The sequence below is a fragment of the Pseudoalteromonas sp. NFXS53 genome (assembly GCF_056629255.1).
Genome location: NZ_JBWVBR010000003.1, coordinates 84447 through 101016 on the forward strand (window position 1 = coordinate 84447; position 16570 = coordinate 101016).

Consider the following 16570-nt stretch of genomic DNA (forward strand, 5'->3'; position numbering starts at 1 on the left):
TTCGCTCCAAATGAGGTGACTATGAAATCAGTAAAGACCATTCTTTTCTTAGATTCAAGCCTTTATGGGGGTATTGAAACACATATAGTGCAATTAGTAAGGCTTTTAAAAAGCCACAAACTTGTCGTTGAAGTCTTGTTTTACCAAGATCATGGCAATACACAACTCTATCGTAATTTAGACAATGCCCAATGCGCTTATACTTTTCTTGGTGGTAAAGTCACCTCACTATATAAATTTTTAAAAAAACAAGAAGCGCCTTTCAATCTTCATACCCATGGTTATAAAGCAGGTATTATCGGGCGTTTAACCTGCAAATTATTAAATGCTCGTTGTATCTCAACATATCATGCAGGTGAAGCAGGTACAGGCTTAGTCTATTTGTATAATTATATAGACAAACTCACCAGCTTCTTGTCTAAAAACTTTGTTGTGTCTGATCGGTTATTGTCGCAAGTGCACAATGCCGAGGTACTAAACAACTTTGTTGATATAACAAACTCAAAGTCGTTCGAATATAGTGAAAAATTAAGAGTCGGGTTTGTTGGCAGACTCTCTCACGAAAAAGGTCCTGACAATTTTGTTGAGCTTGCTCGAAGGCTAGATAGAAATCCAAGCATAAGTTTTAATGTGTTTGGAGATGGACCAATGGCATCTGATTTACAATCATCTAAGCCCACCAATATTAAATTTCATGGCCACCAAGCCAACTCTGATTTTTGGAAGAAAATCGATGTACTTGTTATCAGCTCCCGAGCTGAAGGTTTACCTATGGTGCTATTAGAAGCGATGGCAAGATCTAAATGTGTTATTAGTTTCGATGTCGGCGCTGTAGCCAAAGTCATTTCTCACAATATCAATGGATTTATATGCACTAGTAATTGTATTGATGAATTAAGCGATACTCTTGTTAGTTGGTCTAAAGCAGAGAAAGATAAGAAGAAACAAATAACCCGAAATGCATTTCAAACGATCCAGCAAAATTTCAGCGGGTCAAAACAGTTTGAACAATTAACGCGCGCATACTTTGGTTAATTTTTATTTTCTTATACGGTTGAAATCTAGTTTTTAGGTGAGTTTCTATTTTAATAGCTTTTTCGGTTTATTCGTTAGTAATAGCCTAAAGACCAGTAAACCTTACTGGTTTAAGTAATACTGCTGCACTGATTGATTTATGACTGTGAAAATCAATTCAATCAGTGATGACATAATAGGAAAATGGCATAACCCCTAATCTGAGCATACTCCCTCCTCATGAATGTCTAAAATAAATTAGTTTATTTTGAATTTACTTAAATCAATATGGTCAATTTGCTCTGGCTTTAAAAACTGCTTCGCATAATTGAGATAAACACCTGACTTTAAAAATATCTCAAATAAGTCTGGATCTAAATGATCATGCTGCGTCATTTTCGACATAATCATTAAACACTCACTGAGTGGTTTTGCCTCTTTATAAGGCCTGTCAGCGGCGGTTAACGCCTCAAAGATATCAGCAATCGCCATCATTCTTGCTGGTACTGACATTTGATCTCTCGTTAACCCCTTTGGATAACCGGTACCATCCATCTTTTCATGATGGCCACCAGCAAACTCTGGAACACGTTTTAAATGTTTAGGAAATGGCAAAGCCTCAAGCATAGATATGGTAATATCCATGTGCTTATTGATGATGTCTCTTTCTTCGTTGGTTAACGTGCCTTTAGTGATATTTAAATTATAGACTTCATTGTCTGACAAGATTGGTTGGACTTCGCCGTCAATTGTTACTTTAAAACGCTCTGCAAGGTCTAATACACGTTGTTTGAAAGTATCAGACATAAACTCGCCACCTAAGTTTATTTGCTTTAAAAATGCCAGCTCAGATTCTAGATAATCAATTTCTTGCTGATAATCATCTTCTAACTGTTCAAGCTCTTCGATACCAAGGCCTTTTGCATCAAGCTTATTTTTTAAATAACTAATCTCTACATCTCTTTTAGCTATCTCAATCTTACTTTTTATGAGAACGATTCTATCAAAAATACACTCCAGCTTAGTTGATTTGTCCATTACAGACTCTGGGATAGCAATTTTGCCACAATCGTGTAACCAGCCAGCCACTGACAACTCATGTTTATCTGCATCGGTCATTGTAAAGTCTTTAAGAGGGCCTTTTTGATATTGATGTACGGCTTCAGCAATCATCATGGTCAATATAGGCACTCTCCTACAGTGACCACCAGTGTACGGAGATTTTTCATCAATGGCTTTGGCAATTAAGCGTGTGAAAGACTGAAACAGCTCTTCCATATTATCAATAAGCTGTCTGTTGGTGAGCGCCACAGCCGCCAAAGCACCAATTGAACTGATTAAATTAACTTGCGCATGAGTAAATGGCACAACTTGCCCATTAACTCTTGGGTTAATAAGCTGTAAAACCCCGTTAAGTTCATCTTCGTGGTTTTCAAGTGGGATAGTTAATACGGATTGCGTGTGATAACCCGTTTTTTCATCCATTTGCCTAGCCGCGGTTAAATCATATTCAACACACGCATAAACATCTTCAATACAAATGGGTCTTCTAGTCGCTGCAGATATTGCCACGAGTGCTTTTTCATTCGGTTTTTTATTGATAAATATAGGGATGGGTGCATACGGAATGTCTTTGTCTGAAGTCCCCCCTAAATGAAGTTCTAGCGGTTTATTAATTAATGTCGCAAACCCTAAGTATTCATGCTCTATTACTGAATATATTGTCCCTCCGTCACACCCTGTCAGAGCCATGGCACTTAACAATATATTTTCTAGCAATCGTTCAGTACAACGCTCAGAAGCAAGATCAGTTGCTAATTTTAGTAGGTGCTCTAATGCAAGTTGACTGTTACTTGCATCAATAGTATTTGGATTTTCAGCAATCGCTTGGGTCATTTTTAAACCTTATTTAGTAACATGTTTATAGCTACCATCCCAATCCTCACCCAGCTCAATCGTTCTTAAATTTTTAATTCGCTCGCAAAAAATAGAATACAGTTTTTCTTCTGGGTGATTATTCATAAGTGTAGTAAATCCTTGTAATGATTCATCCCAATTTTGTTTTAAATATGAAGACCATGCTTTTTTATGTAAATTAACTTTTTTAATTCTTTCAGAATCTAATTCCGCTGTTAAGCCCACAGGCTCATAGATAGAAACCGCCGTTTTTTTTCCTTTCACTTTAACTCTGTCTATAGGTCTAAAAGTAATGTCTTTACAGTTTGAGGAGGTAACTTCACTGACAATTATTTTTGCGCCGTAATATTTAGTTATACCCTCTAATCTTGATCCTAAATTCACAGAATCGCCTATCACAGTGTAGGCTCTTCGATAAACTGACCCCATATCCCCGACATTCATATCACCAGAATTAATACCAATGCCAATTTCTAGTTTTGGCATACTCTGTTTTGCAAGTTCGGTTTCTAATGCTTGAACTTGACGCTGCATTTTAAGTGCACATAACACGGCGAGTTGTTCATGCTCATTCACTTTTAGAGGGGCATTCCAAAACGCCATGACCAAATCACCGACATATTTATCAATCGTGCCCTCATGCTCAAAAATGATTTGCGTTATGGGTGTAAAATAAAGATTCAGTAACGCTTTCAGTTCTGATGCATTTAACTGCTCTGAAATAGCAGTAAAATTCCGAATATCTGCAAATAAAACCGTCATATATCTTTTTTCTCCAGACATAGACAGCGATTTGGGGTTATCTAACATCGATTGAATATGGGCAGGCGGAACATATTGATCAAAAATACTCTTGATTTGAACCTTTTGCTTATGTTCGTTTAGAAAACTCAAACTACCTAACACGACTACTTGAAGGATCAACATTGCTAAAATCGAGACTTGAGGAAAATCTAAATAATGCTGACTCCAACCATAAATACTTAATAATAAAAACGAACTGATAGAAACAAACGAATATACAACAATACCTGTCAGTTCGAGTGTGGGTAAAACAAAAACACCGACTAGCCCAACAACGAGAAGTACTAAAACTACTGCGCCGTCTATCCAATCAGGTCTACTAGGTAATAACTCTGGAAAGATTAATCCTTCTAATAGATTTGCATGAACCTCAACACCTGGATATTGAACCCCGACAGGGGTTGTTCTTAAATCAGCATGCCCGACTGCGGATGTACCGACAAACACAATAGATTGTTCAAATAAAGTTGCATCAAATTTACTATCTAGTACATCACTTGCTGAAACATATGGAAAACTAAATGCAGGACCTCTAAATGGAATCGCCACTCTGCCATAGTCATCAGTTGGAATTGTTTCCATACCAAGTTTTAGCCCTGTAATGGTATAGTCATCGCCAAACTCTGTTGACTCAACTTTGATATAGTCCGATAAGGTGTAAAGTCTGGCTACTTCGAGTGATAAAGAAGGATAAAACTGTCCACTGTGCTTTGCCAATAGCATAGCGTATCGGACGAATCCATCTTCATCAGGCGCACTATTGATAAAACCATTTCCAAGTGCACTTTGTTGTAAAAGGTCAAGACCAGCCACATAACCAGAGAATTCTGGGGCTGGTAATGCTTCAAATGAAACATCGCTTTGAAAAACAGATTCTGGCAGCTTGCCAACTTGTAAAGTTTGATTGTGCTCTAACAATAAACCTATTACAGAATCACTTTCTGATAAAGCAGTAGCAAATGTTTTATCTGAGTCATAGTTGTCTCTAATCTTGCTAAGCGTGTTATTAAGGATAACGTTTTTGCTTTTATTGATTACTCTATCAATCGGGTTTATTTCAGGTTCAGAAAACAAAACATCGTAAGCAATGACTGATACACCGGCATCAACCAGTTTTTTATGTAACTGTGCAACGATAGAGCGACTCCATGGGAATCTGCCAAGCTTTTTAATACTCTTTTCATCTATATCAACAATAATGATTGGTAAGAACGCACGTTTGGGGTGCATTGTTAAAGTTGATTGAAGTCTTAAATCATAAGCTAAGCCTTCTAGGCGCTTAAAGAAGTCCCCCTGCTTACTACCCGGAACTAAAAAAGACATGTGTATGAAGATACTTAAGATTATTATAAGAATGCCGCTAAGCCATTGATACTTATACTGTGACCAACTTGCTATCACACTCATATGAGCGTTAATCCTTCATAGGCAAATAGTATATTAAACGGGTATTCACCTTGCATTAACTCAGATTGTAACTTATCAATTTGTTCATCTGTTCTATCAGGATCATGACTTACAAAGACTAAATTCTTAACTTGAGCTTGCATGGCAAGATCTAACGCATGCTGTATTTGACTATGCCCCCAGCCTCTTTTAAAAGGGTAATCTTCAGGTAAGTATTGCCCGTCATGAATTAAGTAGTCTGCTTTGCTGCAAAACTGAACCCACTGCTCAAAAGTGGTAGCAACAGGGTAAGGAGGAAATAACTCATTGTCAGTTGCATAAACAATCGACTTGTCATCTGCAATAATTTTATAAGCGCTTCCCCCTCCTGGATGATTCATTCTACATCGTGATATTTGAAACGATTTATATTTCCAAGAATTGTTTTTTATTGGAGTAATAGAAATAGTTGCTGAAAGCTCATTTGAATTTATTGGAAAAAAACTGCCTTTCATTTGCTTAAGAATTGCCTTTGGCTCATCTTCTTCTGTTAAGCCAGGTATTATGTTTATGTTTTTTTCAGGCATATAAGCAGGTATAAAATAAGGAAAACCTTGAATATGATCCCAATGATTATGACTAAGCAAAATATATATATCATTGGCGTATTTTTGAATGTCCTTACCTAGGTTCCTAATGCCCGTTCCTGCATCTAAAATTAAAAAATCAGAGCCTTTATTTTCTAGTAGTATGCTGGTCGTATTACCGCCATACTTGACTGTGTCTTGCCCAGGAGTTGGCACAGAGCCTCTTACACCATAAAAGGTTAATTTCATCAAAAACTCCTGTTACTGTTCAGTTATTTGAATAGCAGCCACACTGATTCTTTTGTTAATCGTATCTTGTAATACGAGTAAGAAGCTGTCATTACTATTATGATATTGAACATCAATAAGTTCGTCAGCGGTATCAATATCTAATAATTGGAAACCTGACTCATTCAACTGCAGATCTAATAGGCCAGTCGGATCATCAAGCCTTAATCTTGATATATACATTGCATTACTTATTTGAGACTGAGAGAAAAGCATCAATCTATTTTGCGAGTCAAAAACAACTTTTTTAATTGCAACTAAATCATCCAAATAATTACTAAAATTAAAGATGCCATTTGTCGCAAAAACAGTATCGAGCTCTCCTAAACTATTCACTTTTGCGATAAAGTTTGTTGAAGCTAATTGCCCATAAATATAAAAATTTCCAGATGAGTCAAGTAAATAACCATTTACTGATAAGTTCTGACCAAGCAATGCCCCCACATCAATGACAGCAATACCTGCTTCTCCAAATTCAGGGACTAAATTACCCTCACTATCTACATTCACTATCACAATACGGGGAGAAGTATAAGATTGTCCATCAGTACCTATACCAAATATTCCAGTACCCGTGACTTTGATTTCATCTAATTTAAACGCTGTGTTAGCGCACTCGTATCCTGATGGTGGTTCAAGCTTAAAATCAGATAACTTACCTCCTGTTGATGATAAATAAACGCCAACTGATTTAGTAATGCAACCATCGTAAATATCACTTAATAATAATTGCTCCTGACTTGCTAGTTCGTGAATGTACAAAGGCTTAATAGATTCAGCGGTAAAATCTGAGGACGCTAAATAACTGACGTCATTTCCATGGGCATAAAAACTGTCTGGTATACCAGTTGAGGTTAATTTTGAAATAAATGCCGAGCTCTCACTTTCGTTACCGACTAAAAACAGCGAATCATCATCGTTAACAGATAAAGACGTTGTATTCGCATCAGAATAGAAGTTCAGCCTACTTAAACCTTGTTCGCCAAATGATTGATTTACATTTCCAGTAAAGTCTAAGCTATAAATATAAGGTACACGTTCGTTTTGCCAATTAAGAGTATGCCCAGCAAGGAGTAAATCGCCATTGCTTTGTTTCGCACTAGCAATAACAATCTCATCAGAAGATGAAGAGTTTAAAGTCGTTTGACCTTGAAAACCAAATTCAGTGTCTAATCCACCGTTTAATTTTACTTTTGCAAGCCACTGACTCGCATAGTAGTTATACCCAATATTTCCGTGATTATGACCATATAAGACTAGCGCTGAAGTGGTTGATAAAGTGCCATGGCTCCTTATGCCTCCTATATCATAAGCAGTTACACCTGAGTAAGGTGCAGACCAATTCGCATCTATTACTCCGTCAAGTCCAACCTTCATTAATTGCACTGCTTTATTACTACTATAAATCTCGCGATTAATGGTGATGTATAAAGAGTCCGACGCTGCTTTTAAATCTACTCCCTGAGCACTTAAACTCAACAAATCCTCATCGCTGTCATGAGTAGGTAACTCTTCTTCAGTATAAATGCGATAACCTAGCTCATTAAAACTCGTGTCTAGATTACCGTCTTGGGCAATTTTTAACAAAAAGAGGCTATATTTACTTGGTGTTGAGAAGTCTCCTGCAAAGGTTAAATGGTCACCAGTCAGCATGAGTTGATTATCAGGTAAGACAATCAGTGACTTAACTCTGTTGTCTACATTTTGATTAGCTAAGTCTAACTGAAGATAGCCAGCATTCTGAAAATTGCTGTCTAATGACAGATCTGTGGTATTAATTTTCGCTAAATATATATCTGAATTGTTGCTCGAATTTTGAGTGTTGCCAAACACCATTAATTTATTTTCAGGTAATAGAGTCAATCCACTGGCTTCACTGCCTACATCTGCGATGAGAACTGTACTATGAGATACAGAAAAACTCGATAAATCAAAACTAATGAGTCTAGCCTCAGTCAAATTAACACCATCGATACTTGTGGTGTCATTAATTAATGCAATGAGTGCATTCGAATTAAGTATCAAGCTTACTGAAGACGCTTTTTTATCCGTGTCAGAAGCTACAATAAAATAACCTGTGTTCGCAAAACTTGTATCCAAATCCCCTTGCTCAGTCAATCTCATTATGAAGAAGTCTTGAGAGCTAACTTGGTCTATATATCCCGAGACATAAATAAATTTATTTACATCATCAAATACTAAATTTTGTGCGACAACATTTTGAGGTAAGCCATCAACTTGAATACCTAAATCCGTTTCAAATACCCCTTCGTGAGCAAAGCCGTTGTCAATGTCACCAGATGGCGTAACTTTTGTTACAACAGCTCTGTGAATATTTCCTCCTTGAGCTTCTTCATAATGACCAATGCCTGAGGCTATAAATATACTACCGTCTGAAATTGTAACGGCTTTACCCACTTCATGATGCTCAAGTGATGCTCTTAAATTAATTGAAGCAATACCTGCTCTTGCAAACTCGCTATTAAGGACGGCTATTTCTATAGGTAAGATCTCTTCAACATTAACTGTCAATGTTGATTCAGCACACAACGGAGGATCAATCACATCACATACCTTAGTCACTACACTATATTGCATATCTCCATTAGCAATGATTGTCTCAATATCACCAATAGAAACTTGGCCCATGTTATTTACGGTAAATAATGCTGCAGATTCTCCTGACAACATATAAACAATGTCATCATTGTCGGGGTCGGATGCTGTAATCGTTGCGATCATATCGCCTTGATTAAATTCTGTTGTAATATCGACTACTAAAGCTTCAATGGTCGGAGCATAGTTTTTATTATTAATTAAAATAGTTACAGATGTTGGCAGTGAACTTTCACCTTTACTATTTATTGCACTGTAGCTCAATGTGTCGTTACCGACAAAGTTGAAATTAGGTGTGTAACTTATTTCGCCAGTTTGGTTCACGATTGAAACTTCACCATGACTTGGCTGAGTTTCGATGATTAAAGGTGATTCTGAGATGGCTATTCCTCTGAAATCATCATTATTTAAAACATTTAAACTTATAGATTGATTTTTGAATGTTTCAGTACTATCGCTCTGTGTAATGGGAGAAGTATCTACTTCTATAATGTTTATCGTCACAGTCGCACTATTAGAAAATACACCTTCATTATCTTTAAACCTATATGTGAAACTATCTATTGAAGTGCTTTGGTCAGTATTTGTGTATAACACATTCCCGGTAGATAAAACCTCTAGATCACCAAATTGGGCAGTGTCTATTACTTCTATTGTTGAAATATTAATGGCGCCGTCGGTATCTGAATCATTTTGTAATATGTTCAGCTCAAGAGCCATACCTTCATCCACATCAAAAGTATCGTCAATGGCTATAGGCGGTTTGTTAACTCTAGTGACAGTAATAGCGACTGTGGCTTCATTTGAAGAAGCCCCTTCATTATCCTGGAAGCTATAAGCTAAAGCATCTGTGCCATAAAAACCGTCTTTAGGTATATAAATCAGTTTACTTAGTTCAACAGAGAAATTTGCTGTACCATTTTGTGGTTCTGTCACTAGCTTAATGGTATTCAAATCAATAGTGCCATCAATATCGGTATCGTTATCTAGAATATTTATTTCAATCGACGTGTCTTGTTGAGTCACGGCGCTATCATTCATAGCAATCGGTGTCTTGTTTGGACCCGTTACATCAAGATAGACTGTTGATTGGTTTGACTCTAACCCCTCTGTATCAGAAACAACATAACTAAAGTTGTCTTGACCTCTGAAATCTGTCGCACTTTTATATTCAATTGTGCCTGCTTCTAAGTTTAATGTTACATCGCCATGCGTCGCTTGCTCGATAATCTGCAAGGTTAATCTGTCTATTTCACTGTCAACATCATAGTCGTTTTCTAAAACTGCTATGGAGATAGACTGATTTTGACTGACTGTAATATCATCATCTTGCGTGATAGGTGCATCATTAACGGCACTGATATTCAGCAATACAAACGCTGATGCTCTTACACCTTCTGCGTTTTCAACTTCATAAATAAAGTAATCAGAGCCATAAAAATTTTCATCTGGGAAATACCTAAATGAACCAGATTCTGATAACTCTAAAATGCCATTCATAGTCGTTTGAGATATAGATAAATTATATGCCTCTAAGTTTTCTCCAATGTCATTACCTAATATACCAGGCGCGTCAATTATAAATACCTCATCTTCATTTAGTAGATAAACATCATTAACACTCACGTGAAGAGGTTGATTTACTTCTTCAACAACAGTAAGTTTTACCTCTGCAGTGTCTTCCCCCCCTTGCCCATCTTGAAGTTGATAAGTAAACGTATCTTCACCAATAAACCCTTTTTCAGGTGTGTAGCTAAATGATCCTGAACTATCTAAAAGCAAAGTGCCATGTTCAACATCTTTAACTGGCAAAGTATCGATAGATAATTGCCCCCCATCAAAATCAATATCATTGAGTATGAGAGCGTTTGTAGTGACAAGAAATTCCCTGTTTGCAGAAACTAGAAACTCATTGAATAATGCAACTGGCGCTGTGTTTATTTGCTTTATTTTAATTGTTACAATCGCCTCAGATGTAAGACCTTGTGGGTTTATGATTCTATATTTAAAACTATCAATACCAGAAAAATTATTTTGTGGCGTGTAGGTGAAATCACCATTTTCAAATAAGTTCAACTCACCATGCTCTGGGGCAATTAATGGCGTAAGCTCTAATATAATTGGGGACAGACCATTATCTTGGTCGTTTGCTAGCAAATTTCCACTTAATGACTCAAATTGTTCAATTTGAAATTCATCATTTACAGCAATTGGTAAAATAACTTCTTGTGCCGAAATCAGTATATTTTCACTAAAGGCACTCTCACCACTACCATCAATACCTGTCACTCTCGCATAATAGTTTTTTCTCGCTGATAGCTTCTCAAATACATGAGAGTTGTTGCTGATGGATATGTTACGTTGGTTTGGCTCTGTCAGTATAAAATTAGATAGATCGTCTATGGGTGACTCGGATAAATAAGCGTTGTATCGTAATATGCTTGATGATGCTAACCAATTTAATGTGACTGAGTCATCTTCCCTTATGCTTTCACGCATGATGACTTTCTCAGGTAACCAGTTGATCTGTTGACTTTGTGCTATAGATACATTCCCTTGTAAATCTTCAACCCAAATTTGTAGCTGTATTGAACCCGGTGATTGATTGAAATTGTGTGGATTAACGCCTGTTTCAAAAAATTGGTACGGCGATGAGCAATTCTCGCTACATAGTAGAAATGCTTTATCGCTTTGTGAAAATCCTAACCAAACTTTTTTTATCCCCTCTTCATCTTCAATTTGATCTGCTGTGACAGTTATATTTCCCTTTATGATATCGCCACTTTGCGGGGTATTTATTTGTGCTTTCGAATTCATGAAGTCTGCAGATACAAGTCGAGATTTCCTAAACTCATTACCTTTAACCATTCTTTTGTAAGAAAAAGGAAGTATCTGATTGGGTAAGGAGGTGGCCTGAATGTCATCAGAATTACTTGTATTAGTTATGGGTTGCTCTGAACCCTTCTCACTACCGCAACCAAGAAGTAAAGTTATTAGTAACAGATAAAAAAGGGGCGTGATTTTTTTCATCTTATAAACCTACTTCTCTTTAATGACGAATAAACCACCCGCGGTGGTCGCTATATTGTCAATTTCATATAAGCTGAAATTTCCTCTTATTTTACTTAGTTCATCACTGAATTGTGCTTTGATATCTCCATCTGCCAAATTTTGCCCATGACTCGCGTAATTAACACCGAGTTGCATGCCATTTGTGTTGATTAGGCCATTAAAAGTTGCAAACCATTCGCCGCCATTGTCTGAGAATGACATCTCCCCCAAGGGGACTGTGCCATTATCAAAATCTACATTGATACGCATTGAGAAGTCGCTCACAGCACCATTACTTGATGTGATTGCAAATTGCTCTACGTCAGAGTATTCGATAATACCAGTTCGCTCAGCCAACAAAGACTCTGTATCCTCTGTTGCGAAAGTATCTAACACTTCTTCGGTTAAAAAACTGGTATCTTCAAGGGCCTTTTTTATATCTTCTGTGTTTAAAGGTTGTTGATTGTTTTGAGTAGCGAGCCCAAGGCTTGGCTTTTCAGAATTAACAGAGCTCACTAATTCCGTAATTTTCTCTTTCACATCGTCTTCGTCTTTTTTGGCTTCCCCTGACAGTGAGCTCAGCTCTGCTGGTGGTTTTAATAGCGGCTTAACCTCGCCACTATCAGATATTTTTGCGAATGCGTGAGTTCCATCACTGCCAAGAATAAGGGGCTCTGAAAGCATGATGCTTGATACTTCTATCGTTCCATCCCAAACTGCCAAAAATAATTCACCATTGACTAATTCTACTTCGTAATGCGTACCTCTGATCCCAATACTTCCTACTGGTGTTTTTAATTTGTAGTTATCTGACTTACCTTTTATTTTGCCTGTAATTGTTCGTAGACCGCCTGACACTAATTCCATCACCACAGAGCCACTGTCGCCTTCAGCACTTAAGAAATACTCTTCAATATGAAGTGCCGTATTCTCTTTGAGTGCCAAAAGAGCGCCATCAATCATTTTCAATTGCGCTTGGCTCTTTTGATAAGTTGAAACTTTATCAACCTTAAAAACTGGGGTTCTTCTTTTTAAACTCCTAACCTCAGACGTTTCAAGAGAAATGGCCTCAACAGTCCCTTTTGCAAGCAACGTTTTTCCTGCGTGCTGTGGTTGTGCGTCCACGGTATTAATGAACAACCCAAAACTAATCATGCCAAAAAAATAAAGTATTTGCTGTTTAGAACTCATAACTAGCTCCTAAGTACAATTCATTTCGATCGAATTCATAAATTGCTAAATTGCTCGACTTTCCGTAATGACTAAAACGTGTTTGTAACTGCCAGTGCGTAGATAAGTTATAGCGCCATTCAAATGAAGCATTTCGTATTTTCTCATCGCGCAAAATCAGAAAGAATGGGTGGGTGTCGTGATGCTCAACCTTTTTGAATTGACTACTAAATACAAATTCATGGAAAGAAGATAAGTTATAAGAAAAATAAACAGAGGCAGCTTTGTAGTCACGGCCATAATGCCTGGCAATCGGTAAATCAGCACTTTGTTTACCATTTAAAAAAGCGACTTTTGCTAAGACGCTCTTTTCAAAGTATAGAAAACCTAAACCAAACTCTAAAATATCACTGTCTAGATTTTCATTTTGAACATTATTAATAGATGATGCTTTACCATTTAATTCTAACACCCAGCTGTTCAACAACTGAAACTGTATGCTGGAAGCTATTCCAACTTGTTGTTGATAAGTTGCCTCATCTAGTGACATGACTGAAGCAAGTCCCATCAAATTAAACCGATATTTTAATTTGGCATACTCATATCCAAAGCCGATATTTGCCTGATTTCTGTTAAATTGAGAAAGCTTATGATGTGCTTGCTGAGACAAATTAAGATTTAATCGCCAAGCATCATACTGTGTATTTTGCCACTTTCCATTAAACTCATAACTAAACCGAGCAAACTTGTCTGACGATTCTAGACTCGCTTCATCTAATAAAATTTCTATTCCCGAAACAACCACCCGGTCGTCTAATGAACCACTGTTTACATTTGAATCATATCCCAAGTTAACCGAAATACGCTGACTTATATTCGAGTCTAAAGTTTGCCTTTTACTTTTTACAAAACGCAATGTCTCCTCAATATTTATTCTCAGATCATTAGGTATTGGGAGTAGAAGTAAGGTGCTAAGTGTTCGCTCTGATTGGTTCAGGTTCTTTTGTTTGGCATAACTTAAAGCTAACAGGTAGTAAGCGGTGTAATCATTTGGCTTCTCAGAGACGGCTCGCTCAAACGCAAATACGGCCTCATCAATTTTATTTAATTTAAGACAAATTTTCCCATATAAAGCATCAAATTCTGGTGTGCCGGCTAAATCATCAAAAAACAATTCAGCAAGTCGAAATGCCTCTTCTGTTTTTTGGTTATTAAATGCTGATGATATCTTCAAAAGAGGCTGCTCTGATGAAGCTTCTGAAAAACTACACCCAATAAACATGTAAAAACATAAATAAAAAGTGTATCGCCACATAATTGATCCTAACTATTAAAAAGTTTATGAATCAAAGTAAGCAGGTTTGAAACGGCAATTATACAAACAAGTTCACTTTCATACTGCCTTCCCTTCTTAAAGCACATTTAAATATAAAGAAGACCCTGTTAAGAAGGAGATATGTACCAAATATAAAGCTTTTTCACTCAGCCATATTGCCAAAGAAAAAATTAACAGCTCATACTGTCTACATTTTGAGTATAATCAAGATTGTGTGTTCGTCAGTGGCGATAAAAGGAACAAGCCCATCTTTTTCAAGACGGGCTTTATTTGAAGGGATTTAGAAAGGACTATATTTTTCGAGCAACCTGAAGCGCTTCAAAAATTGCTCGCTTAGCATCGATTGCTGCAGCGAGTTTCGCACCACCAATCACATGATGATTATCAGGTAACGCGTCTTTATTGAATATTTCACTATTTGAAACCTGACCGATACAGGCTATCACGGTATCAACATCTAGGGTTTGCTCTTTACCTTTATGTTTAATCTTCAAGCCTTGTGCATCAAAACCTAAATATTCACATTCTGATAATTGTTTAACATTATGCTGTTTCGCAACCTGTCTGTGGATCCAACCTGTTGTTTTACCCAGCTCTGAACCAAAGCGCCCTTCACTTCGCTTTAACATGTAAAGCTGTCTTTGAGGACCCGTATGCTGCTGATCAGTTTCTATGCCCCATTGAGCTTTAAATTCCTCAATTGATTGCTCAGGTTTCTCCTGCAGAAATGCAACCATATCAAAACCAATACCACCAGCACCTAGAATGGCAACTTTGCCTCCGATTTCGACTTCACCACGGATTACTTCATCATAATGATATACTCGCTTGCCATCTTTACATGGGAAACTTGCTACACGCGGTTTAACCCCTGAAGCAAAAACAATATCTTCAAAGTTACTGTCCATATCAGGCGAGTATTCACAGTTTAACTCAAGGTTAATGTTTAAACGTTCTACCTCTTGCAAGAAATATTTTAATGTCTTTTTAAAATCTTCTTTACCAGGCACTTGCATCGCCAAATTGAACTGCCCACCCGCATAGCTATTTCGCTCTATAATTTTTACTTTATGACCTTTTTTAGCTAAATATATCGCCGCTGATAAACCTGCTGGACCTGCACCTACGACTAAAACATTTTTTCCTTTAGAGGCTTTTTCTAATGGATAGTCAAGCTCATAACAAGCTTGAGGATTCACCAAGCATGTTGCACGCTGGCCCTTAAACACATGATCTAAGCACCCTTGGTTGCAGCCTATACAGACATTAATTTGTTCTGATTTATTCTGCTTGTACTTATTAAAGAATTCCGGATCAGCCAACAAAGGTCGTGCCATAGAGATGAGGTCAGACTGGTTTGCATTTAATATGTCATTTGCTATTTCTGGTGTATTAATACGATTAACAGCAATAACAGGCACATTCACCCATTCCTTTAACCTTTGTGATGCTTCTCTAAATGCACCGGCCGGTACCATGCTTGCGATTGTAGGTACTCGTGCTTCATGCCAACCGATCCCTGTGTTGATAATATCAACACCCGCTTTAACTAGTTCTTTAGCCTGATATTCGACTTCATCTGTAGTGGAACCATCTGGAATTAAATCCATGACAGAAAGTCTAAAAATGATCATGAATTTATCAGATACTTGACTTCTAACAGCTTCAACAATCTCTTTTGCAAGTCTCACTCTATTTTCAAGACTACCACCATAACTGTCTTCACGTTTGTTTGTATGTGGCGCCATAAACTCATTGATGAGATAGCCCTCTGAGCCCATGATTTCAACGCCATCATAACCCGCCTTCTCAGCCAGTTTTGCTGATTTAGCGAAGCTTTTCACCGTAGCTTTTATTTGCCCTGCTGACATAGCTTTTGGTTTGAATGGTGTAATTGGCGCCTTTAATGCGCTTGGAGCTACACTAAAAGGGTGATACGCATACCTTCCTGCATGTAGTAATTGCAAACATATCTTACCGTCATGCTTGTGGACTGCATCTGTGTAGGCTTTGTGTTTGATGACATCAAACGCCGTGTTAAATGAAGATGCAAATGGTGTCAACTTGCCACGTACATTTGGACTATAGCCGCCTGTTATTATCAGCCCTGTTCCGCCTTTCGCTCGCTCTTCATAAAAAGCAGCCAATTTCTTTCTATTTGACCACCCTTCTTCTAAGCCCGTATGCATCGAGCCCATAACGAGTCTATTTCGCAACCTTGTATTTTTTAATTCTAATGGTGCTTCTAACATGGATTAATTTCTCAAAACTGGTCGTACCTCCTGAGACCTTAGCAATTTTTAACAAATTAGCAAAGATTATCTTTTAAAAAAGCTTAATTTTGATCTAACTGTACGTTCTATAAGCTTATAAATACTTAGTTACGTTTTAGGTATAACAC

The 16570-nt window shown here is 37.3% G+C and carries 8 protein-coding genes; 1 reads left to right on the forward strand and 7 read right to left on the reverse strand.

Features of this window, described 5'->3' with window-relative positions:
• The first annotated feature begins 21 nt into the window (after window positions 1-21).
• Window positions 22-1035: a glycosyltransferase family 4 protein gene (locus AC1HJP_RS05120; protein ID WP_480360746.1), complete on the forward strand. Its 1014-nt coding sequence runs from the start codon at window positions 22-24 to the stop codon at window positions 1033-1035.
• 237 nt (window positions 1036-1272) lie between these two features.
• Here AC1HJP_RS05120 and AC1HJP_RS05125 read toward each other — a convergent pair whose 3' ends face one another.
• The 7 genes from AC1HJP_RS05125 to AC1HJP_RS05155 form a co-directional block, all read right to left on the reverse strand.
• A complete protein-coding gene (locus tag AC1HJP_RS05125; protein ID WP_480360748.1) occupies window positions 1273-2910 on the reverse strand; it encodes an HD domain-containing phosphohydrolase in 1638 nt (545 codons plus the stop codon).
• Window positions 2911-2919: 9 nt separating this feature from the next.
• Window positions 2920-5142: a CHASE2 domain-containing protein gene (locus AC1HJP_RS05130; RefSeq protein WP_480360749.1), complete on the reverse strand. Its 2223-nt coding sequence runs from the start codon at window positions 5140-5142 to the stop codon at window positions 2920-2922.
• Entirely contained in the window at window positions 5139-5957 is an 819-nt protein-coding gene (locus AC1HJP_RS05135; protein ID WP_480360751.1) for an MBL fold metallo-hydrolase, read from the reverse strand. The genes AC1HJP_RS05130 and AC1HJP_RS05135 overlap by 4 nt, the downstream gene beginning before the upstream one ends.
• A gap of 12 nt (window positions 5958-5969) precedes the next feature.
• A complete protein-coding gene (locus AC1HJP_RS05140; RefSeq protein ID WP_480360753.1) occupies window positions 5970-11642 on the reverse strand; it encodes an Ig-like domain-containing protein in 5673 nt (1890 codons plus the stop codon).
• A gap of 9 nt (window positions 11643-11651) precedes the next feature.
• A complete protein-coding gene (locus tag AC1HJP_RS05145; protein ID WP_480360755.1) occupies window positions 11652-12854 on the reverse strand; it encodes a FecR family protein in 1203 nt (400 codons plus the stop codon).
• Window positions 12844-14148 carry a tetratricopeptide repeat protein gene (locus AC1HJP_RS05150; protein ID WP_480360756.1) on the reverse strand — a complete coding sequence of 435 codons (1305 nt, stop codon included), beginning with the start codon at window positions 14146-14148 and terminating at the stop codon, window positions 12844-12846. The genes AC1HJP_RS05145 and AC1HJP_RS05150 overlap by 11 nt, the downstream gene beginning before the upstream one ends.
• A 311-nt stretch (window positions 14149-14459) precedes the next feature.
• Window positions 14460-16421, reverse strand: a complete 1962-nt coding sequence (locus AC1HJP_RS05155; RefSeq protein WP_480360757.1) for an FAD-dependent oxidoreductase — start codon at window positions 16419-16421, stop codon at window positions 14460-14462.
• Window positions 16422-16570 lie beyond the last annotated feature (149 nt).